This is a genomic window from Symbiobacterium thermophilum IAM 14863, assembly GCF_000009905.1.
Lineage (GTDB): Bacteria > Bacillota > Sulfobacillia > Symbiobacteriales > Symbiobacteriaceae > Symbiobacterium > Symbiobacterium thermophilum.
In genome coordinates, this window is sequence record NC_006177.1 from 512,794 (window position 1) to 533,455 (window position 20,662).

At 66.6% G+C, this 20,662-nt stretch carries 18 protein-coding genes; 12 read left to right on the top strand and 6 right to left on the bottom strand.

Annotated features, from left to right (window positions below; all coding sequences use genetic code 11):
- Positions 1 to 5 precede the first annotated feature (5 nt).
- A complete protein-coding gene (locus STH_RS02465) occupies positions 6 to 1,667 on the bottom strand; it encodes a hypothetical protein (RefSeq protein ID WP_011194608.1) in 1,662 nt (553 codons plus the stop codon).
- A 126-nt stretch (positions 1,668 to 1,793) separates the two neighbouring features.
- Between STH_RS02465 and holA the strand changes: the two genes are divergently transcribed.
- Entirely contained in the window at positions 1,794 to 2,828 is a 1,035-nt protein-coding gene (gene holA / locus STH_RS02470) for a DNA polymerase III subunit delta (RefSeq protein ID WP_011194609.1), read from the top strand.
- A gap of 66 nt (positions 2,829 to 2,894) precedes the next feature.
- Here the strand turns inward: holA and rpsT are convergent, their stop codons facing one another.
- A complete protein-coding gene (gene rpsT / locus STH_RS02475) occupies positions 2,895 to 3,179 on the bottom strand; it encodes a 30S ribosomal protein S20 (protein ID WP_011194610.1) in 285 nt (94 codons plus the stop codon).
- Positions 3,180 to 3,320: 141 nt separating this feature from the next.
- Here rpsT and STH_RS02480 point away from each other — a divergent pair, with 141 nt between their 5' ends.
- From STH_RS02480 to STH_RS02530, 11 genes are all read left to right on the top strand, one after another.
- Positions 3,321 to 3,647, top strand: coding sequence for a phage holin family protein (locus STH_RS02480; protein ID WP_337957487.1), 327 nt, complete (start codon positions 3,321 to 3,323; stop codon positions 3,645 to 3,647).
- A gap of 84 nt (positions 3,648 to 3,731) precedes the next feature.
- A complete protein-coding gene (locus STH_RS02490; protein ID WP_011194612.1) occupies positions 3,732 to 4,904 on the top strand; it encodes a glycosyl hydrolase family 18 protein in 1,173 nt (390 codons plus the stop codon).
- 113 nt (positions 4,905 to 5,017) lie between these two features.
- Positions 5,018 to 5,266, top strand: a complete 249-nt coding sequence (locus STH_RS02495; RefSeq protein WP_011194613.1) for a hypothetical protein — start codon at positions 5,018 to 5,020, stop codon at positions 5,264 to 5,266.
- A gap of 120 nt (positions 5,267 to 5,386) precedes the next feature.
- The gene (greA, locus tag STH_RS02500) at positions 5,387 to 5,869 is read left to right on the top strand and encodes a transcription elongation factor GreA (RefSeq protein WP_011194614.1); all 483 of its coding nucleotides are present in this window, start codon (positions 5,387 to 5,389) and stop codon (positions 5,867 to 5,869) included.
- Positions 5,870 to 6,081: 212 nt separating this feature from the next.
- On the top strand, positions 6,082 to 7,179 hold the full coding sequence (locus STH_RS16765; RefSeq protein ID WP_148205457.1) for a stage II sporulation protein P: 1,098 nt from the start codon (positions 6,082 to 6,084) through the stop codon (positions 7,177 to 7,179).
- 82 nt (positions 7,180 to 7,261) lie between these two features.
- Positions 7,262 to 9,073, top strand: coding sequence for a translation elongation factor 4 (lepA, locus tag STH_RS02510; RefSeq protein WP_011194616.1), 1,812 nt, complete (start codon positions 7,262 to 7,264; stop codon positions 9,071 to 9,073).
- A gap of 52 nt (positions 9,074 to 9,125) precedes the next feature.
- Positions 9,126 to 10,376, top strand: a complete 1,251-nt coding sequence (hemW, locus tag STH_RS02515) for a radical SAM family heme chaperone HemW (RefSeq protein ID WP_011194617.1) — start codon at positions 9,126 to 9,128, stop codon at positions 10,374 to 10,376.
- Positions 10,377 to 10,766: 390 nt separating this feature from the next.
- Positions 10,767 to 11,426 carry a CYTH domain-containing protein gene (locus STH_RS16770; RefSeq protein WP_011194619.1) on the top strand — a complete coding sequence of 220 codons (660 nt, stop codon included), beginning with the start codon at positions 10,767 to 10,769 and terminating at the stop codon, positions 11,424 to 11,426.
- A 123-nt stretch (positions 11,427 to 11,549) separates the two neighbouring features.
- On the top strand, positions 11,550 to 12,935 hold the full coding sequence (gene argH, locus STH_RS02525; RefSeq protein WP_011194620.1) for an argininosuccinate lyase: 1,386 nt from the start codon (positions 11,550 to 11,552) through the stop codon (positions 12,933 to 12,935).
- A gap of 432 nt (positions 12,936 to 13,367) precedes the next feature.
- Positions 13,368 to 14,501 (top strand): AAA family ATPase, encoded by a 1,134-nt coding sequence (locus STH_RS17795; RefSeq protein ID WP_083765911.1) that lies wholly within the window; start codon positions 13,368 to 13,370, stop codon positions 14,499 to 14,501.
- Positions 14,502 to 15,759: 1,258 nt separating this feature from the next.
- Positions 15,760 to 17,469 carry a S8 family serine peptidase gene (locus tag STH_RS02530; RefSeq protein ID WP_043713124.1) on the top strand — a complete coding sequence of 570 codons (1,710 nt, stop codon included), beginning with the start codon at positions 15,760 to 15,762 and terminating at the stop codon, positions 17,467 to 17,469.
- 62 nt (positions 17,470 to 17,531) lie between these two features.
- On the opposite strand, the gene STH_RS02535 is transcribed toward STH_RS02530, so the two are convergent.
- From STH_RS02535 to STH_RS02550, 4 genes are read right to left on the bottom strand one after another with little or no spacing between them, the layout of a single operon-like run.
- The gene (locus tag STH_RS02535) at positions 17,532 to 18,143 is read right to left on the bottom strand and encodes an amino acid ABC transporter permease (RefSeq protein ID WP_050742351.1); all 612 of its coding nucleotides are present in this window, start codon (positions 18,141 to 18,143) and stop codon (positions 17,532 to 17,534) included.
- A 44-nt stretch (positions 18,144 to 18,187) separates the two neighbouring features.
- Complete coding sequence (locus STH_RS02540) at positions 18,188 to 18,877, bottom strand: amino acid ABC transporter permease (RefSeq protein WP_011194623.1); 690 nt, start codon at positions 18,875 to 18,877, stop codon at positions 18,188 to 18,190.
- 3 nt (positions 18,878 to 18,880) lie between these two features.
- Positions 18,881 to 19,708, bottom strand: a complete 828-nt coding sequence (locus STH_RS02545) for a transporter substrate-binding domain-containing protein (protein WP_011194624.1) — start codon at positions 19,706 to 19,708, stop codon at positions 18,881 to 18,883.
- A 43-nt stretch (positions 19,709 to 19,751) separates the two neighbouring features.
- Positions 19,752 to 20,477 (bottom strand): amino acid ABC transporter ATP-binding protein, encoded by a 726-nt coding sequence (locus tag STH_RS02550; RefSeq protein ID WP_011194625.1) that lies wholly within the window; start codon positions 20,475 to 20,477, stop codon positions 19,752 to 19,754.
- Between the last annotated feature and the right edge of the window lie 185 nt (positions 20,478 to 20,662).

A 20,662-nucleotide genomic window follows, 5' to 3' on the forward strand; every position in this document is an offset into this window, starting at 1 on the left:
GGTTTTTAGCTGCGCCGTCTGGCCCGCCGCAGGGCCTTGAGCCGGACCACCCGGTCCGCGTTGACCTCGGGGTCGCCCACCTCGGGGACCGGCCAGCGGTGCCGGGCGAAGCGGGCCGCCTGCACGGTGACCACGGCCCATACGGGCGCCAGGGCGCCGAGGACCATCACCTGCAGGCAGGTGAGGAAGAACCATACCCAGAGGCCGGCCGGCGGCAGGGCCACGGGAAACTCCCAACCGGTGGCGAGCACCAGGGCGCCGACGGGCAGCGCGAGGAGCGCCGCGCAGCTCAGGGCGGCGTGCAGGCCGGCGGCGGCCACGTACCGGGACTTCCGGAAGGGGCGCCGGGAAACGGCGTAGCCCGCCGCAGAGGCGGCCAGCACCCCGGCCCCGGCCGCTGCCAGGACGTAACGCAGCGCCGCCCAGGCCCAGGGGCCATCCAGGCCGGCTGCCCCGGTGCCGTACTGGCCTCCCAGGGCGAAGAATAGGAGGTGGAAGGCGGCGAGGTACGCCAGGTGCGCCCGGAATGCAGCCCCGCCGGAGGGGCTGCGGTAGACGAACAAGAGGTAGAGCAGCATCAGCAGCAGGGCCGGCCCCACGTACGGCAGCCGGTCGAGGGCGCCGGCCTTCATCCAGGTCTCGCGCGCGGTGCGAAGCCGCTGTTCCATGCGCTCCAGGTATGCTGCTCCCTCGACGGCCGACGCCGGGGCGGGCGGCAGCTCCTCGTGCGAACCGTACGCCGCGAGCGCGGCTGCCGCCCACGCCCGGCGGGATTCCAGGTGGACCTGGGTCAGCGCATCCAGCGGCCGCCCCTCCACGGCGAGCGCGCTGAGGATGGGCTTCCCCCGGGGGGAAACGGGCGCGGGCAGGCCGGCGAGGGCGGCCACGGTCGGAGCCACGTCGTAGACGGTGGCGTCGCCGCCTCCCCCGGCGAGCACGCCGCTGCCGGCCAGGATGAGCGGGGACCCGGTGCGTGCGGCACGCCCGTCGGGAGAGCCCGCGACGACGACCGCGGTGTCCCGCCAGTCGATGCGGTCAAAAAGCGCGACCAGGCGGAGGTCCAGCTCCGCCAGGGCACCGTCGTCCACCTCGCCGCCGGCGAGATCCGCCGCCTGGACGATGACGAGCCGTGGCCCGCCGGGCTCCAGCATGGCGTACACCGCGTCCCCCAGCTCGGCCAGCGTGGCGCCCTCCCGCCACGGCGACAGCGCGCCGCCCGCCAGGGCCGCCAGCGCGGGGCCGCCGGCCCCGCCCGCCGGAACCTGGCTCCGGGCGGCGGCGTCGATCAGGGTATCGACGCCGGCGGTACCGCCGCCGGGGGCGGCGGGGAACCCGCCGTGGGCCGGGGGCGTGCCGCTGAGCAGCGTAGCCGTCCAGTCGGATGTACCGCCGGCTTCCGCGGCCTCCAGGCGGTAAGCCGCGCCGTGCCGGCGCAGCCAGTCCAGCGAGGGCAGCCGGTAGACGCGGTCGGCCGTCAGCCCGTCGATGAGGAGCAGCACGACCCGATCGGCCAGCGGGGCGGATCCTATCGCCGGCCGTTCGGCCCGGGCCGCGACGGGCTGGAACGCGGACAGCTGGCCGTAGCCGAAGGCAGCGGCGCGCCACGCGCCGTACGCTGCCCCGAAGAGCAGGCAGATCAGCAGCAAGACGGCCGGGCCGCGGCGCACACCATCGCCTCCTGTCGGAGATGAGATGGCTCATACATTCGTTTTCCGCCGCCGGCGGTCCTGCAGGGACGGCGGCTGTCGGCCCCGAATGGTTGAACGCAGATGACGGGAGGGAGTGGCGCCGCGTTGCAGTACCACGAAGTGCTGGACGAGATCGGCCGGGGGATCCTCCGACCGGTCTACCTGGTCTACGGGGAAGAGGGCTTCCTCGTGGAGGAGGTGTACCGCGCCCTGCGCGCGGCGGTCGTCCACCCCGAGACCGCCGACTTCAACTTCCACGTGCTGGAACCCGGGCCCGACCAGCTCAGCCAGGCCCTGAGCCTCGCGCAGACCCAGCCGTTCTTCGCGGAGAAGCGGCTGGTGGTGGTGAAGGAGTGCCCGGCCATCGTGCCCCGGCGCAGGGGAGGCTCCGACGAGCAGGCCCCGGCGGACGCCGGGGACGCGGCGCTGCTGGGCTACCTGAAGGCGCCGGTGGCCTCCACCGTGCTCCTCTTCCTGGCCGCCCAGGTGGACGTACGCCGGAAGACCACCAAGGCCCTGATGGCCGCCGGAGCCGCGGTGGAGTGCCGACCGCTGAAGCCGGAGGACGCGGCCATGTGGGCCCAGCGGCGGGCGCAGTCCGAGGGGAAGCGGCTGGGCGGCCAGGCGGCACACCTCCTGGTGGAGCGCGTCGGTACGGACCTGGGGATGCTCGCCCGGGAGCTGGAGAAGCTGGTGCTCTACGTGGGTCCTGCGGGCGAGATCCGGGCCGCGGACGTGGAGACCATGGTCTCCGCCATGGCGGAGACGGAGATCTTCCGGCTCAGCGACGCGGTGCTGAGGCGGGAGCGGGCGCGCGCGGTGGCCCTGCTGGAGCGTCTGCTGCAGCAGGTGGACCACCCCCTGCAGCTGCTCAGCGCGCTGACCGGCCGCTTCCGGCAGTTGCTCCTGGTCAAGGCGCTGGCGGCGCGGCGGCTCTCCCCGAAGGAGGCGGCGCAGCTGGCGCACATGCACCCCTACGCGTACGGCAAGCTGGCCGAGCATGCCGCGACCGTGGACCGGGCCGAGATCGTCCGCGCCCTGAAGCGGCTGCTGGAGGCCGACCTGGCGATCAAGTCCGGCTACGACCCGCGGCTCACCCTGGAGACGGTGGTTGCCGAACTGGTGGGCGAACAGGGCTGAGGGAACGTAAGAGCCCCAACCGCATCTGCGGTTGGGGCTTCTGTACGGTGATGAAAGAGTGCCGGCCTACTCGTTGGCGGCAGCAACGGCCTGGGCCGCAGTGGCCTTGGCCAGTGCCTTGGCCAGGCGCGCCTTCTTCCGGGCGGCGGTGTTCTTGTGGATGACGCCCTTCGAGGCTGCCCGGTCCAGTGCCGAGAAGGCCCGGTTGAGCAGGATCGGGGCGTTCTCGGTGCCAAGCGCCTCCCGGAACTTGCGAATTGCCGTCCGGAGGCTGGACTTGACCATCTTGTTGCGTGCGGTGCGCTTCGCAGCGACCAGGGCACGCTTCTTCGCGGACCTCGTGTTAGCCAACTCCTCACCTCCAAGCATCGGCATTTAACATCGGAATTCTAGCATAGCCCTGGCTGGCATGCAAGGGAATTCCCGCCGCGAATAATCGATTTGTCGCGCGGTCAGACTACTGCGCAGAATATGGAGGTGAGAGGCGCCATGATGGGGGCGATCGTACGGTTCGTCGTGTCGGCCGTCGTCCTGCTGGTGGTCGCCTGGCTGACCCCGGGCTTCGCCGTGAATGGATTCTGGGCGGCGCTGTTTGCCTCCCTGGTGATTGCCGGCCTCGGCTGGGTCGCCCAGGCCATGCTGGGACGCGGGGCCTCCCCGGCCGGGCGGGGCGTCGCCGGGTTCATCGCCGCGGCGGTGATCATCTACCTGACCGGATGGCTGTTCCCCGGATGGCTGACGGTCACCTGGTGGGGCGCCCTGATCGCCGCCTTCCTCATCGGGCTGGCGGACGCCTTTGTCCCCACTGAGCTGCGCTGACGCGAACCTTTTTTCGCTGCACGCCGTCCTAATCAGCGAACAGCCGACGGCACCCTGCCCCGGCGATCGCTGAGGTGATGCAGCATGTCCTTTCCGGACCCGAGGCAGCCGATTCCCGCACATCCGCACCGACCCCGGCGACGCACCGGCTGGGCGGTGCTTGCCGCGCTGCTGGTCGCCGCCGCCGCCGGTGCCGGCGGATTTCTGCTGGGGCAGTACACCGCACCGCATCCGCCCTTCGACCCGCTGTGGCTCCGGGCCTACCTGGACCGTCCGCTGGACACGGCGCCACCGGGCGAAGGGTTCTGGATCGCGGGCTATTACGTGGACTACGACAGCGATTCGCTGGAATCGGTGCGGCTGAACGCCCATCACCTGGACCAGGTGATCGTCTTCGGGTACGGCTTCGACGCGGAGGGGAACGCGGTCGGCAAGGACCAGACCCTCATCCGGGGTGTCACCAGCCACCAGAAGCGGGTGCTCCTCTTCGGGAACTTCTCCGACGCGGGCTTCGACCCCGACCTGGCGCACCGGATCCTGACGGATCCCGTCGTGCAGGAGCGCGCCATGTCGTCCATGCTGGACGAGGCCGGCCGGCTCGGCGTCAGCGGTATCCAGATCGACTTCGAGAACATCCCGCCCGAGGACCGGGAAGCGTACACGCAGTTTCTCCGCCGCCTGAAGGAGCGGTTGGAACCGCTGGGCCTGACCCTCTCCGTCGCGGCCGCCGCCAAGACGTCGGACACCACCTCGGGGTGGGGCGGCGCGACCGACTACGCGGCCATCGGGAAGATCGTCGATCACTTCTACATCATGGCGTACGATCAGCACTGGCTCGGTGGCGAGCCGGGCCCTGTGGCCTCGCTGGACTGGACGGAGCGGGTGATCCGTTACGCGATCGGCGTGATGCCGTCGCAGAAGATCCTGCTGGGCGTTCCGCTCTACGGTTACGAATGGGCCCTGGAGCCGGAGCTGGCGGATACCAACGCGGCTTACGGGCCGGGGCGCATGCAGCGCCGCGCGGCCCAGTTCGGGGCCGAGGTGGTCTGGGATCCGGTGCATGCCGAGAACCGGGCGGTCTTCCTCACCGACGAAGGCCAGCGGGTTGCCTGGTTCCCGGACGAGCGGAGCCTGGAGGCCAAGCTGCGGCTCGCCTACCAATACAATCTGAAGGGGATCGCCGTCTGGAGGGTGGGCCTGGAGCCCGACGACTGGTGGCACCGCATGGGCGAGTTTCGTCTCAATCCCGAGAAGTAGGCTTCGCTCCTAGCGTGCGCCCGGACCGGGCGGAGTATTCACCCCTGTTCCGCGCCGGTGCGATGTGGTAAGCTAAGTGGAACCATTCTGGCTACAGTGGGGGGCCTGGTGTCATGACCCTGCACGAGGTGGCAGCGGAGCTGGCGCGGCGGATGAACTGCACCGTGGAGCCCGCCCATGGGGATGCGCAGTCGGTCACGGTGAGGGGGAAGGGGTACCACTTCGTCGTGGCGGGATTCTTCGGCGGCTGGCAGGCGACCCTTTACCTGCCGGACCAGGATCCGGTCACGTTCTACGGCGAGGCCGTGGAGGCGCTGGAGATCCGGTTGAAGGGCAGGCTCTCCGGGCGCCCGGTGGATTGACGGGCCCATCCCTTGATTCTGGCTGCCAGCGGAGTTACAATAGCCGCGAAGCCAGCGGGCGCTGTTCTGCATGGTTCTTCTTTTTTTCAATTCGGTTGGTTGCGAGGGAGATTGACAGATATGGAAGAGAACAAGCCGGTCGTGTTGTCGCCGGAAGGCCTTCAGCAGCTTCAGGAGGAGCTGGATTACCTCCGGAACGTCAAGCGCAAGGAAGTGGCGGAGCGCCTGAAAGAGGCCCGGTCGTACGGCGACCTCTCCGAGAACTCCGAGTACGATGACGCCCGCAACGAGCAGGCGTTCGTTGAGGGCCGCATCGCCATGCTGGAGAACACGCTGCGCAACGCCGTGATCATGGACGAGTCGGAGGACGAGGCTGAAGCGGGCAAGATCCGGCTTGGCTCCACCGTAGTGCTGAAGGACCTGGAATACGGCGATCTGCTGGAGTATACCATCGTGGGCACGGTGGAGGCCGACCCGGCCAAGAACAAGATCTCCAACGAGTCGCCCGTGGGCAAGGCCATCATGGGCCGGACCAAGGGCGAGGTCGTCGTCGTGGAGGCGCCGGCCGGCCGGATCGAGTACGAGATCGTCGATGTGAAATAGGGCGTAGGCATTCCGGGGCAGCCCCGACCCGTCCAGGTCGGGGCTGCCCCGTTTTCCGTGCCCGGGCGTCCACACTTGTCATAACGCCGGCGGCTCGTCCGTACACTGGAGTATGGCCCACGAGCCACGTCCGACGAACCCAGGCGAGGTGAGTTGCCATCGAGCGCAAGCTGTGGACGGCGAGGCCGCTGCTTATCGCTTACCTCTTGGTGGTGGCCGCGACGGTCGGCCTGCTGGTCAACCGCCGGCCCCCGGAGTCCGGCTCGCTGCCGGCCATGACCGCCCGGGCGTCCGACGGCCGGACCCACGAGTCCGAGCGGACCGAGGAGTCCTTCTGGACGGCCCTGTTCCGGCCGGGCCTGCCCACCGCCCGGCAGATGCTGCGCAGAGCGGTGCCGGCCCTGGCGGTACGGGGCCCCCTGGGGGAACCGGACGACCGCGTCCTGCGCTTCCTGTGGACAGGCCCCGGGCCCCAGCGGCCGCAGACCCTCTTCCAGGCAGCCCTGCCGTTCCTGCGCCCGGGTGCTTTGCCGGAGGAGCCCATGACCGTGGACCCGTCCCTTCCGGCAGGCGAGAGCCCCGGCCCGGAGCCCCGGCCGTCCCCGCCCGCCGCGGCCGAGGCGCCCTTCCCGAGGCCCGAGCCCGGAGCGACGGTGCTCAACGACGGGCTGCCCCTGGTGGGCATCTACCATACCCACGACTACGAGGCCTACATCTCCGAGTTCCCGGACCTGGCCGTCACCAGCGACCAGGACCTGCAGCGGATCGCCTCCTACGACCACAGCAAGCGGACCATCGTCGACATCGGGGCCATCCTGGCCCGAAGGCTCCGGGATCTGGGCGTCACCACGGTGCACGCTCCCTTCAAGCACCAGGAGCTGGGCTACGAGTACGCCTACCAGTCGTCCCGCAACACCGCCCGCCGGATTCTGCGGGAGGCGCCGACGGTGAAGGTGCTGATGGACCTGCACCGAGACGGCAACATGGACCTGGACTCCACGGTCTGGATCGACGGCCAGCCGGTGGCCCGGGTCCGGTGCGTGATCGGCGTCCGGGACGACCTGACCCACTGGCAGGAGAACCTGGCGTTCTGCAACCGGCTGATGGAGAAGATGGAGGAGGCCAACCCCGGCATCACCCTGCCCACGCTCACCCCCCAGGCCCGGTACAACCAGGACCTCCTGCCCGGGGCCATCCTGCTGGAGATCGGCAACGCCCTGAACACCTTCGAGGAGGCCGAGCGGGCCGTCTACTACCTGGCCGACGCCCTGGTGGAGCTGCTCCGGGCCGGGGAGTACCCCGGAAAGTGAGGGCCGCGGGCCGTTGTACCTGTTCGGGGGTGGTGCTATAATACTCTGAAGCCTGTTCTGGGGGAGCAGAAAGGAAAGCGATATGGTCGACCAGAGGCACATCCGTAATTTCTGCATCATCGCGCACATCGACCACGGCAAGTCCACGCTGGCCGACCGGCTGATCGAGTTTACCGGGGTCCTGACGAAGCGGGAGATGACCGACCAGGTCCTGGACAACATGGAGCTGGAACGGGAACGGGGCATCACAATCAAGGCGCAGTCCGTCCGGATGGACTACGTGGCCGACGACGGTGAGCAGTACGTGCTCAACCTGATCGACACGCCCGGCCACGTCGACTTCACGTATGAGGTCTCCCGGGCCCTGGCGGCCTGTGAGGGCGCCTTGCTGGTGGTGGACGCTTCGCAGGGGATCGAGGCGCAGACCCTGGCCAACGTCTACATGGCCCTGGAGCACGATCTGGAGATCATCCCGGTCATCAACAAGATCGATCTGCCTGCGGCCGACCCGGAGAAGGTGAAGAAGGAGATCGAGGAGGTCATCGGCCTCGACACCTCCATCGCCATCCTGGCCTCCGCCAAGACCGGAATCGGCATGAAGGAGATCCTGGAGGCCGTGGTCAACTTCGTGCCGCCGCCCAAGGGGGACCGGCGGGCACCCCTGCGCGCGCTCATCTACGACTCCTTCTACGACTCCTACAAGGGCGTCATCACCTACTTCCGCATCTTCGAAGGCACCGTGCGCAAGGGCGATCGGATCCGCTTCATGGCCACGGGCAAGGAGTTCATCGTCGACGAGCTTTACATCTTCCGGCCGGGGCTGACCCCGGTGGAGGAGCTCACCGCCGGGGAGGTCGGGGCGCTGGCGGCGACCATTCGCGAGGTGAAGCACGTCCGCGTGGGCGACACCATCACCCTGGCCGACAACCCCGCCGCGGAGCCGCTGCCCGGCTACCGCAAGGCCACGCCGATGGTCTTCACGGGCCTCTACCCGGTGGAGACCAACGACTACGGCCGGCTGCGGGACGCGCTGGAGAAGCTGCAACTCAACGACGCCTCGCTCTCCTTCGAGCCCGAGACGTCGGAGGCGCTGGGCTTCGGGTTCCGCTGCGGCTTCCTGGGGCTCCTGCATATGGACGTCATCCAGGAGCGGCTGGAGCGGGAGTTCGACCTGAACCTGATCACCACCGCGCCCAACGTGGTCTACCGGGTCAACATGACCAGCGGCGAGCAGATCATGATCGAGAACCCGGCCAACTGGCCCGACCCCAGCAAGATCGAGTCGGTGGAGGAGCCGGTGGTCCGGGCTTCCATCATCACGCCCACCGAGTACGTCGGGCCGCTCATGGAACTGTGCCAGGACCGGCGCGGGACCTTCCTCAACATGGAGTACCTGAACGAGAAGCGGGTCAACCTGCACTACAAGCTGCCGCTGGCCGAGATCATGTACGACTTCTTCGACCAGCTGAAGACCCGCTCGCGGGGCTATGCCAGCTTCGACTATGAAGTGACCGGCTACGAGCCGTCGGACATGGTGAAGATGGACATCCTGGTGCACGGCCAGCCGGTGGACGCGCTGTCCTGCATCGTGCACCGGGAGAAGGCGCAGAAGCTGGGACGGGCTCTGGTCCAGAAGCTGCGCAAGCTGATTCCGCGCCACCTGTTCGAGGTGCCCATCCAGGCCGCCGTGGGCAACAAGATCCTGGCGCGCGAGAACATCGCCCCGCTGCGCAAGGACGTGCTGGCCAAGTGCTACGGCGGCGACGTCACCCGCAAGCGGAAGCTGCTGGAGAAGCAGAAGGAAGGCAAGAAGCGGATGAAGGCGGTGGGGTCCGTCGAGATCCCGCAGGAGGCCTTCATGGCGGTGCTTTCCACAGACCCTGACGAAGACTGACGCGACGGCCGGGCTCCGCGGGGCCCGGCCGCAGAGTTGGGAGGGCCGTGCCGTGCCGATCGGGCTCTACGTGCACATCCCCTTCTGCCTGCACAAGTGCGGGTACTGCGACTTCAACAGCCATGCCGGCTCGGACCGCGCGGAGCAGGCGCACTACGTGGATGCCCTTCTGCGGGAGATGGAGCTCTGGGCGACCCGTCCCGAGGTCGCGGGGGAACAGGTCTCCACGGTCTACGTCGGCGGAGGGACGCCGACCCTGCTGGAGGGCGCAGAGCTGGCCCGGGTGCTGCGCGGGGTGCGGGAGCACTTCCGCCTGGCCCCCGACGCCGAGGTGACGGTGGAAGGCAACCCGGGCACGGTGGACGTGGAGGGGGAGAAGCTCCACCTGGCGGTTCAGGCCGGGGCCACCCGCCTCTCGTTGGGCGTCCAGGCCCGCCAGCGGCACCTGCTGGAGCGGCTGGGCCGGATCCACGACGCCCTGCAGGTGGAGGCGGCCGTGAAAGCAGCCCGCCGGGCGGGCTTTGCGAACCTCAACCTCGACCTGATGTACGGCCTGCCCGGCCAGACCCCGGCTGACTTCCGCGAGACCGTCTCCTGGGCCCTCGGGCTGGGGCCGACCCACATCAGCGCCTACAGCCTGATCATCGAGGAAGGGACGCCCTTCTACCACGCCTACCTGGCCGGACGGCTGCACCTGCCGCCGGAGGAGGCGGAGGAGCAGATGTTCCTGGAGGGCAAGGCGCTGCTGGAGGCGGCCGGGTTCGAGCACTACGAGGTGTCCAACTGGGCGCGCCCGGGATTCCGGTGCCGGCATAACCTCATCTACTGGCGCAACGAGCACTACCTGGGGCTCGGCTGCGGGGCTCACTCGTTCCTGCGGTTGGCGGCGCCGCTCAGCAACCTGGGGCCGCCGCGGCCCGGCCTCACCGCATCCCGAGTGCAGGGCGGCAGCCCGGTGGAGACGGCGCCGGGCCTTCCGGGGCAGCAGTACCGGTTCTGGAACCTGAAACACCCCGGCGCCTACCGGGCCGCGCTGGAGCGGGGCGTCCTGCCGGTGGAGGCCGGGGAGGTCGTCGACCGTCGGGCCGAGATGGCGGAGACGATGTTCATGGGGCTTCGGCTCCTGGAGGGGGTCAGCGGCGAGCGCTTCGAGGCCCGGTTCGGCGTCTCCATCGCCGACGTGTACGGGCCGGATGTGGACCGGCTCCGGCGGGAGGGGCTGCTGGAGTGGGCAGAAGGCGCCCTTCGCCTGACGCCCCGGGGACTCCGGCTGGGCAACCGGGTCTGGGAGGCGTTCGTCTAGACCCGCCCGCGAAAAAGTCGTTTGCTCACAAGCTGTTCACAAGGTATTCACAGGATGTCCTCCGAAATGGCTGTCCAATTCTTTGCCAGAAGGACAGACTGTGATGAGACAACAGGCGGGAAACATCTGTCGCCGCTGCGGACGGAGCAGCGAGGAACTCTTTCAAATGCTGGACAACGGCGGCCGCTGGGCGGTCGTGGCCGGCGCGTGCACCTGCGGGCATCGGTGGACCGAGATCCACACCGCGGTGCCGAACCTCTCCGCCGTTCGGAGATGGCTCCGGCAGGGATGTCAGCCGCCGGACGGGCCGGTGGGTCCCATGCAGGGCGGTCCCTGGCAGACCTGGCGGGTGGAGGGGTTGGGGCCGGAACCTGTTCACAGTCCGGGAAGGTGACCACCTTGGAAGTCGAGATCAAGCTGGCGGTGCCCCCCACCGTGCCCGGGGGGCCAGGGGCCTTGTTTGAACGGCTGGCCGCGCAGGAGACGCTGGCCGGGTTCCCCCTGGGCGCCGCGCAGCGGGTCGCACTCCGTGACACCTACTTCGACACGGACGACGGCACCCTGGCCGGGGCCGGCGCGGGCCTGCGCGTGCGCCGGGAGGACGGTCGGACCCTGATCACCCTGAAGGTGACGCAAGCGCGGGAGGATGCGCTCACCCGGCGGGAGGAGTATGAAGCCCCCTTGGACTTGGCCAGCCTCCGGGAGGTGGTGGAGCGGATCCGGCCCCTCATCGGCCCGGGTACCGTGCCCTTCGCCGCCTTCGCGGCGGGCCGCCCTGCAGGGCCGCTGGAACCCGTTCTCGATGTGCGCACGGAGCGGATCGTGCGGACGGTCGGCAACGTCGCTACGCTGTCGCTGGACCGGGTCCTCTATCCCGGCCTCGCCCCTGAGCCCTATTACGACATCGAGGTGGAGGCGGCGCCGGGCCTGGCTGACCCGGCGGTCCTGCGCGCGCTGGAGGCGGCGCTCACCGCCGCGGCCGACGGCCACCTGCGCCCGGAGGGCCGCTCGAAGCTGGAGCGGGGCCTCGCCCTCCTGCGCCGCCGGTGATCTCCCGTACCACAGACGCAGCCGGCCGGGTCGCACCCGGCCGTTTCTCGCGCCTGGGATTGAATAATTATGCGCAGGAAGGTATAATCATGCGAGACCGGAATCACGAGGAGGCCGCGTGCCATGACCAAGCTGTGGGGAGGCCGCTTCACCAAGCCCGCGGACAAGACCGCCGAGGGGTTCACCTCGTCGCTGGCCTTTGACCGGCGGCTGTACAAACAGGACATCCGGGGATCCATCGCTCACGTCCGCATGCTGGGGAGGCAGGGCATCATCCCGGCCGCCGACGCGGCGCGCATTGAGCAGGGGCTCCGGGAGATCGAGGCCGAGATCGAGGCGGGGCAGTTTCCGTTCCGCCAGGAGTACGAGGACATCCACCTGAACATCGAGAAGCGGCTCATCGAGAAGATCGGACCGGCCGGGGGGCGGCTGCACACCGCCCGCAGCCGCAACGACCAGGTGGTCACGGACGTGCACCTGTGGGTGAAGGACGAGATCGCCGCGGTGCAGCGGCTGGTGAGCGATCTTCAGGGGACGCTGCTGGACCGGGCCCGGGAGCAGATGGGCGCCGTCATGCCCGGCTACACCCACCTGCAGCGGGCGCAGCCCGTCCTGCTGTCGCACCACCTGATGGCCTACTTCTGGATGCTGGAGCGGGACTACGGCCGCTTCGCGGACGCGCTGCGACGCGCTGACGTCTCGCCTCTGGGCGCCGGGGCGCTGGCGGGCACCACCTTCCCCATCGACCGGGAGTTCACCGCGGCGGAGCTGGGCTTCGCCGGGGTGTACCCCAACTCCATGGACGCGGTCAGCGACCGGGACTTCATCGTGGAGTTCGTGGCGGCTGCGGCCATCTGCCAGATGCACCTCTCCCGGCTGGCGGAGGAGCTGGTGATGTGGTCCTCCACCGAGTTCGGGTTCGTGGAGATGGATGACGCCTACGCCACCGGTTCCTCCATCATGCCGCAGAAGAAGAACCCGGACGTGGCGGAACTGGTGCGGGGCAAGACCGGCCGCATCTACGGCGACCTGATGGCCCTGCTGACGGTCCTGAAGGGGCTGCCCCTGGCGTACCACACCGACCTGCAGGAGGACAAGGAGCGGCTGTTCGACGCGGTGGACACCCTGAAGGCCTGCCTGACGGTGATGACCGGCATGCTGGCGACCTTGAAGTTCAACCGGGAGCGCATGGCGCAGGCGGTCCGCCGGGACTTCTCCAACGCGACCGACATGGCGGACTACCTGGTGAAGAAGGGCATGCCCTTCCGGGAGGCCCACGAGGTGGTGGGCAAGGCCGTGCTCTACTGCGTCGAGCGGGGCAAGTTCCTGGCCGATCTCACCCTGGAGGAGTTCAAGGCGTTCTCGGCGCTGTTCGAGGCGGACATCTACCAGGCCATCGCCCCCGAGACCTGCGTCAGCCAGCGCACGTCCCTCGGGGGCACCGCCCCCGCCGAGGTGGAGCGGCAGCTGGCCCTGGCGGCGGAGATCCTCTCCCGGCGGATGGGGTAGGCGGCACGCTGCGGGCGGTCATCAGGGCGTGCCTGAGGAGGCCGACCGGGTGATCGGGGCGATGGGTGAACTGCCACGGGCGCTTCGGGAACGGATGGGGGAGACATAACGACAAGACGCACCGCTGGTCTGTCGAAGACCGTCGGTGCGTTCGGATTTTCGTTTGCCATTTCTCGATGTGCGCTCATCCCTATGGTTGTCCTCGCGTGGCGTCGCCAATCCACGGTTCGCTATCATCGGAGACGTACAGTTGGTTGGACTTCGCAACCCTGCTTTATCCTGTCCAAAATGCGAGCCCTGGAAATCTCGGTCGAAGCGTGCAAAGGAGGCAGGGACCACAACGACAGTGAACTTGCAGGACATTCCAATCAGACCACAGAATTGAGCGTAAGCATCTGTTAAGGGAGACCCGCGTTCTCAGGGGGCGAGTGCATGATCACGCGAGTTACACTGGAGAACTGGAAGAATTTCAGGAAAGTAGATGTTGAATTGGCCGACAGAATGTTCCTTGTAGGGCCCAATGCGTCTGGTAAGTCCAATCTCCTCGATGCATTTCGTTTCTTATGTGATATTGCCAAGGTCGGGGGTGGTTTACAGAAAGCGGTCAACGACCGGGGGGGTGTCTCCAAGCTTCGGTGTCTAGCAGCAAGGAAATACACCGACATTACTGTCGAGGTTACCTTGGAGTTAAACGAAACGTGGCGGTACCGAATCAGGTTCAACCAAGACAACAATAGGAACCCGATCTTGAAGGAAGAGAAGATCTGGAAGGGTGACACATTACTTCGAGAGCGCCCAACCGAGGAGGACAAAGATGATCCGGCTCGGATGACCCAAACCGAGTTAGAGCAGATCAATGCTAACAAAGACTTTAGAGAGATCGCCCAGTATCTTGCAGGCGTGAAGTACCTGCATATCGTCCCTCAGTTAGTTAGAGAACCTGAACGCTCTGTGGGGCGACATGGAGATGCGTATGGGGGTGACTTTCTAGAGCAGATAGCGAGGGTTCCGTCAAGAACGCGAGATTCGAGACTCAGCTTTATTAAGGACGCCTTGAAGGTGGCGGTGCCGCAACTGAAAGAACTTGAGTTGTACAGAGATGAACGTGGTACACCCCATTTGCGGGGTTTGTACGAGCACTGGCGTCCTAAGGCTGGGTGGCAAACAGAAGAACAGTTCTCAGATGGTACTCTTCGTCTAATGGGCCTGCTCTGGTCGCTCTTGGATGGGACAGGACTGTTGTTGCTCGAGGAACCAGAACTATCCTTGCATCCAGAGGTCGTCCGATATATCCCGCAGATGATCGCTAGAAGCCAGCGGCGCCGACCGCGGCAAGTCTTGATTAGCACACATAGTCGAGATATTCTCGAAGACGAAGATATTTCCGCCGATGAGGTGTTGATGCTTGTTCCCAGTCCTGAGGGCACCAGAGTGCTGGCAGGAAAAGATGATGAGATGATCCATGAGCTTCTGGAAGGGGGCGCCACGATAGCTGACGCAGTGATACCCAGGACGAAACCTCAAGACGCGTCGAAGTTGAGTGGCTTTGGGGAGAAGGTACGGTAAATGGCAACTCTGAGGCGCGCTATGAGTGTTGCTGTTGAGGGAAAAGTTGACGAGGCAGTGGCCAAGCGCATTCTTGCAGAGATTGATGCACTAGAGCCTAAGCCTATCATATACGTGACACGTGGCAAGTCCAATTTGAAGAACAAAATCGCTTCCTATAACCAAGCTGCAGTTCATGGCCCATGGCTAGTCTTAGTAGACCTTGACACTCCGATGCTGTGTCCATCAACGATGCGGCGACAGTGGATCCCACAGGCATCAGCGAACATGTGTTTTCGTATTGCGGTGCCCCAGATCGAAAGCTGGCTTATCGCGGATAGGTCAGGAATTGCTCGTTATCTTCGAGTGCCTCCCGACTTGGTTCCGACCGACATCGAAGCCCGGCAAAATGCCAAGGATGTTATGGTGTCGCTTGCACACAGATCTCGTAACCGAGACTTGCGAGAAGACATGGTCAAGTATGTGAACGGAGTCGTGAGAGGTCCGGGGAAGGCCTATGCAAGCCGAATAATAGAGTTTGTGGAGAACCACTGGGACGTCCGAGCAGCTGCTCAGCAGTCAGACAGCCTTCACCGGTGTCTTTTGTCTCTAGAGACACTTGTCCAAAGATGGATTGCGTGACAACTGAGAGCGTGCTTGTCCAACAGCACGGTCGGGCCAATTTTGTGGCCAAGCCCTATCGTATTGTCCCTGTGCGAGCCACCACACGTTGTCGTTGTAGCAAGAGGCGATGGTCGTAGGTATATCAGCAAGGTGACCAGGTAATCAGAGGAGTGGTCCCGGAAGCAACACATATCACGAAGCCCTTGGGTAAGTTCACAAGTTCTCGTGCGCGCTGCCCCGAACTCGGAGAGAGGTAGCAGGAAGCCTCTGTTATGGTGCTATGTCAACTTGTTAAGTGGCATCACCCGTCCGGGTATGCATCATAAGAGCTAGACCGCACCTTCGGTCTGTCGAAGACCGTCGGTGCGTTCTGTTTTTCGTTCGCCATGTTTCGACGCAACGCCCGTGCTGTGTCGATGCGCGCCTAGGGGTTTGTCCGCCTCAGCTCCTCCAGCCGCCGCAGGGTCTCCGCCAGCGGCGGCACGCCCCACGCCGCCCGCTCCTCGTCCGTCGTGTCCGGGTCGGGCGTTTACCCGTTGGCGAAAAGTGTCGCTCCTGCCTTGTCCTTCCTGACCGTTCGCTTTACCATAACGACACCGCAGAGAGGCGGTGCAGGCCGGAAGCGGACCTGCAGATCAGGAGAGGAGGAGGACCCATGAGGCGCGTAGTGATCTGGCTGGTGGCCCTGTGCACGGTGCTGGCGGCCTCGGTCCCGAACCTGGCCCTGGCGGAGCAACGTGCGGTCTCCCCGAAGGACCACGTGCGCGTAGACCTGGAAGCCCCGGCGGTTCCCGGCCAGTTCGTCGTGAAGTTCAAGCCGGGCGTCGCGGCGGCCCAGCGGGCGGCCATCGCCAGTCAGATGGGCGCCAGGATGGTGGACCGGGTGGCGGCGCTGGACGTCGAGGTGCTGGAGTTCCCGGCCCTGTCCGCCAAGGGAGACCTGAAGGCCAGTGAGGCAGTGCTCAAGGCCCTGAAGATGAACCCCAACGTCGAATACGTGGAGCCCAACTACATCTACCACACCGCTTCGGGCTGGGTGCCCAACGACCCGGGCATCAGCCAGCAGTGGGCGTGGGACGTCATCGACGCCTACGAGGCCTGGGCCGTGACCCGGGGCGACCGCGGCACGGTCATCGCCGTCGTCGACACGGGGGTGCAGCGCAACCACCCGGATCTTAACGACAAGATCGTCCCGGGCTACGACTTCGTCGACGGCGACAACGCCCCGGACGACGGCAACGGCCACGGCACCCATGTCGCGGGCACCGCGGCGGCCGAGACCGACAACGCCACCGGCGGCGCCGGCATGTGCCCTGAGTGCAGCATCATGCCGGTGCGGGTCCTGAACAACTCGGGCACGGGCTCCCTGGCCAACGTGGCCAACGGCATCATCTGGGCGGCCGACCACGGCGCAGACGTGATCAACCTGAGCCTGGGCGGCGCGATGGGGTCCACGACCCTGCAGAACGCCGTCAACTACGCCTGGAACCGGGGGGTCTTCCTGGCCTGCGCCGCCGGGAATGAAGGAACCAGCATGCCCTCCTACCCGGCGTACTACGCCCGGTGCTTCGCCGTCGCCGCCACCACCCAGTCCGACACCAGGGCGTCCTTCTCCAACTACGGCAACTGGGTGGAGGTCGGCGCTCCCGGCGTGAGCATTTACTCCACGTGGATCGGCAGCGGCTACAACACCATCAGCGGCACGTCCATGGCGACCCCCCACGTCGCGGGCCTGGCGGGCCTCCTGGCCTCGCAGGGTCTCGACAACCAGGAGATCTGGGACCGCATCGTGGCGACGGCCGATGACATCCCCGGCACGGGCACCTACTGGGCCGCCGGCCGCATCAACGCCTACAAGGCCGTCACAAACCAGACGGGCCCTGGCCCCGGCCCTGGCCCCAATCCCGGCGATCCGGGCCAGAACAAGGTGCAGAACGGCGGCTTTGAGAACGGGACCGCCCCCTGGGTCCAGACCTCCTCGGGCGGCTACCAGCTGATCAGCACCTACCGGCCGCGGACCGGCAGCTACAGCGCCTGGCTGGGCGGGTACAACTACGGCACCGACGCCATCAGCCAGACCGTGACCATCCCGCAGAACGGCAAGCTCACCTTCTGGTGGTACATGACCTCCGACGAGGGAAGCTCCACGGCGTACGACTACCTGCGGGTGCGGCTCTACAACCAGAACGGCAGCCTGCTCACCACCCTGGTCACCCGGAGCAACCGGGATGCACGGAACCAGTGGGTGCAGGAGACGGTGAACCTCTCCAGCTACGCGGGCCAGACGGTGCGGTTGGAGTTCAGCGTCACCACCGACTGGCTGCTGCCCACCAGCTTCTTCATCGACGACGTCGAACTGAAGTAGACGCCGCAGACACGGGATACGGGGCTGCACGCCATCGGGCGTGCAGCCCCGCCTGCCAGCGGCTAGTGGGTAAGCCAGGACATGCGCCGCTCCTGCCAGAGCCCGATCCGGTTGATGGTGAGGCAGAGCACGTAGTAGATCAGGCCGATCGTGCCGAAGATGGCGAAGAACTGGACCGTCGAGCCGTGTTTGCCCAGGATGATGACGCCCTTGCCGGTGAGCTCCTGAACGCCGGTCACCCACACGTAGGAGGTGTCCTTCACCACCGTGATGAACTGGCCGGTGAGCGGCGGGATCATCTTGCGCAAGGCCTGGGGCAGCACGATGTGCTGCATGGTCTGCCACCAGGTGAATCCCTGAGACCGGGCGGCTTCCCACTGCCCCTTGTCCACCGAGTTGAGGCCGCCCCGGACGATCTCGCCGACGATGGCCGCGGTGAAGAGGGTCATGGCCAGGGTACCGGAGTCGACGGGCTTCATCGGCATGGTGAAGCGGAACAGGAGGATGAGCAGGATCAGCGGCGAGGCGCGGAAGCTCTCGATGTAGACCGCCGCGATCCGGGCGAAGAGCCAGTGGCCGCTGTAGCGCATGACGCCGAGGAGCGTGCCGAGGAAGAACGAGAAGACGATGGTGAGCGCGCTGATGCGCAGGGTGATCAGCAGCCCGTCCAGCATGAAGCGGACGTTGTGCCACTCGGCGAGGACGGCGAGTTCCTCGATCACGCGGCCGACACCTCCCCGCCGCGGCTGAGCCGCACCCGCTCCTCCCACCGGCGGGCGAGCTGGGCCAGCGGGAAGCAGATGGCGAAGTAGATCGCCCAGACGGTGAGGTACGCCGGCCCGTAGTAGCCGGTGGAGGCCGACCAGGAGTCAGCCTGGAACATCAGGTCACCGCCGGAGATCATGGCCAGGATGGAGGAGTTCTTGATCAGCGCCACGGCCTGATTGGTCATGGGCGGCAGCACGATCTGCGTTGCCTGGGGCAGGATGATGTGGCGCATGGCCTGCACGTAGGTGAAGCCCTGCGACAAGGCCGCCTCCAGCTGCCCCCGGTGGATCGCCTGGATGCCGGCCCGCACCACCTCGGTCATGTACGCGCCGTGGTAGACCCCCAGCCCCAGCACGCCCACCGCCGGGGTGGGCAGCATGATGTCGAAGTGGGGCAGGAGGTAATAGAGGAAGAAGACCTGGGTGACCAGGGGCGTGTTCTGGATCAGGCTCACGTACAGGCGGCTTACGGCCCGGCCGCTCCTCCACGGGGCGGTGGCGAGGACGCCGAACACCACGCCCAGGGCCAGGGCGAGAAGGAGGGCCAGACCCGCCGTGCTGGCGGTCCGGCCCAGGCCCTCGACGAGGATGTGCCAGTCGCGGAAGAGCGCCTGCCACTTGAATGCGGCAAAGCGGTCCACCGGCTACTTCAGCCCCCACTTCTCGTACAGCTGGTCCAGCTCACCGGACTCCTTCATCCCTTTGAGGATGTTGTTGACGAACTCGGCCAGTTCGGTGTTGGACAGCTTGGTCGCGATGCCGTACTCCTGCGGGGCGAACTTGTCGGGCAGCATGACGTTCTTGTCGTCCTTGTAGCCCCACAGGATCGACTGGTCCACGGAGAAGGCGTCGATGCGGCGGGAGTCCAGAGCCGCCTTGATCTCGGGGTAGGTGGCGAACTCCATGAACTCGACCTTGATGCCGTCCTTCTCCGCCTGCTCCGTCAGGGCCGCTCGGGTGGACGCGGACTGCGCCACGCCGATGACCTTGCCGTCGAGATCCTTCCAGGACTGGATGCCGCTGTCCGCCAGCACCAGGAAACCGACGTAGTCCGTGAAGTACGGGTCAGAGAAGTTCCAGCTCTTCTTGCGCTCTTCGGTGATGGTGAACGTCGCGATCACCAGGTCGATCTCGCCGTTGTCCAGGGCCGGCCCGCGGGTCTTGGCGTTGACGCCCGTGAACTGTACCTTGCTCTCGTCGCCGAAGATCTCCTTGGCGATGCGCCTGGCCAGGTCGATCTCGAGGCCTTCATGCGCGTTCTTGGCGGGGTCGAAGTAGCCGAATTTCGGGACGTCCTCCTTCACGCCCACCCGCAGCACGCCGGCGTCCCTGATCTTCTGGACCTGCGCGGGCAGGTCGGAGGCGCCACCCCCGGCGCCGCCGCCGGCCGGGGCGCTGGACCGCCCCCCACAGCCCGCCAGAACGGCCGCGCACAGAAGCGCCGCGACAGTCGCACCCCATCTGCGTTTCATTCCGATACTCCCCCTCTGCCGTTGGTCTTCTAGCGGCCATTCCTCAGCGCAGAATGCGGCTGAGGAACAGCTTCGTCCGCTCATGGGTCGGAGACTCGAAGAAGTGCTCGGGCGGCCCCTCTTCCAGGATCTGCCCGCCGTCCATGAAGATCACCCGGTCGGCCACCTCGCGGGCGAAGCCCATCTCGTGGGTGACCACCACCATCGTGATCCCGTCCTGCGACAGGCTGATCATGACGTCCAGCACCTCCTGGACCATCTCCGGGTCCAGCGCGGAGGTGGGCTCGTCAAAGAGCATGATCTTCGGCCGCATGTTGAGGGCGCGGGCGATGGCGACCCGCTGCTGCTGCCCGCCCGACAGCTGCGACGGGTACGCGTGGGCCTTGTGCTTCAGCCCGACCCGCTCCAGGAACTGCAGGCCCGTGGCCTCGGCCTCCTCCCGGGGGACGCCCTTGACCAGGATCGGCGCCAGCGTGACGTTCTCCAGCACCGTCTTGTGGGGGTAGAGGTTGAACTGCTGGAACACCATGCCGATGGACTGGCGCACCTTGGTCAGCGGGGCGCGCGGGGCCGTGACGTCGACGCCGTCGACGATCACCGTCCCGCTGGTCGGCCGCTCCAGGAGGTTGATGCAGCGGATGAGGGTGGACTTGCCGGAACCCGAAGGCCCGATGACGACCAGTTTCTCCCCGGCCTTGACGGTCAGGTCGATGTCCACCAGCACGTGCAGCGGGCCGAAGTGCTTGTTGACCTTGATGAGCTGGATCATGGGGAACGCCTACCACCTCTTGCGGGGCACGGTACGTGCCTGATCCACGGATACTTGGGCCGCCGAACTTGTGCGGACTGTCAGAATACAGTGCATAGGCGGTGGTTTTCGACATGATTAGCCATTCTTCCTGCCGCTCCGTTCCAACCGGCGGAGAAGAAAAAAGAAACAGGACGCCTCCCGCA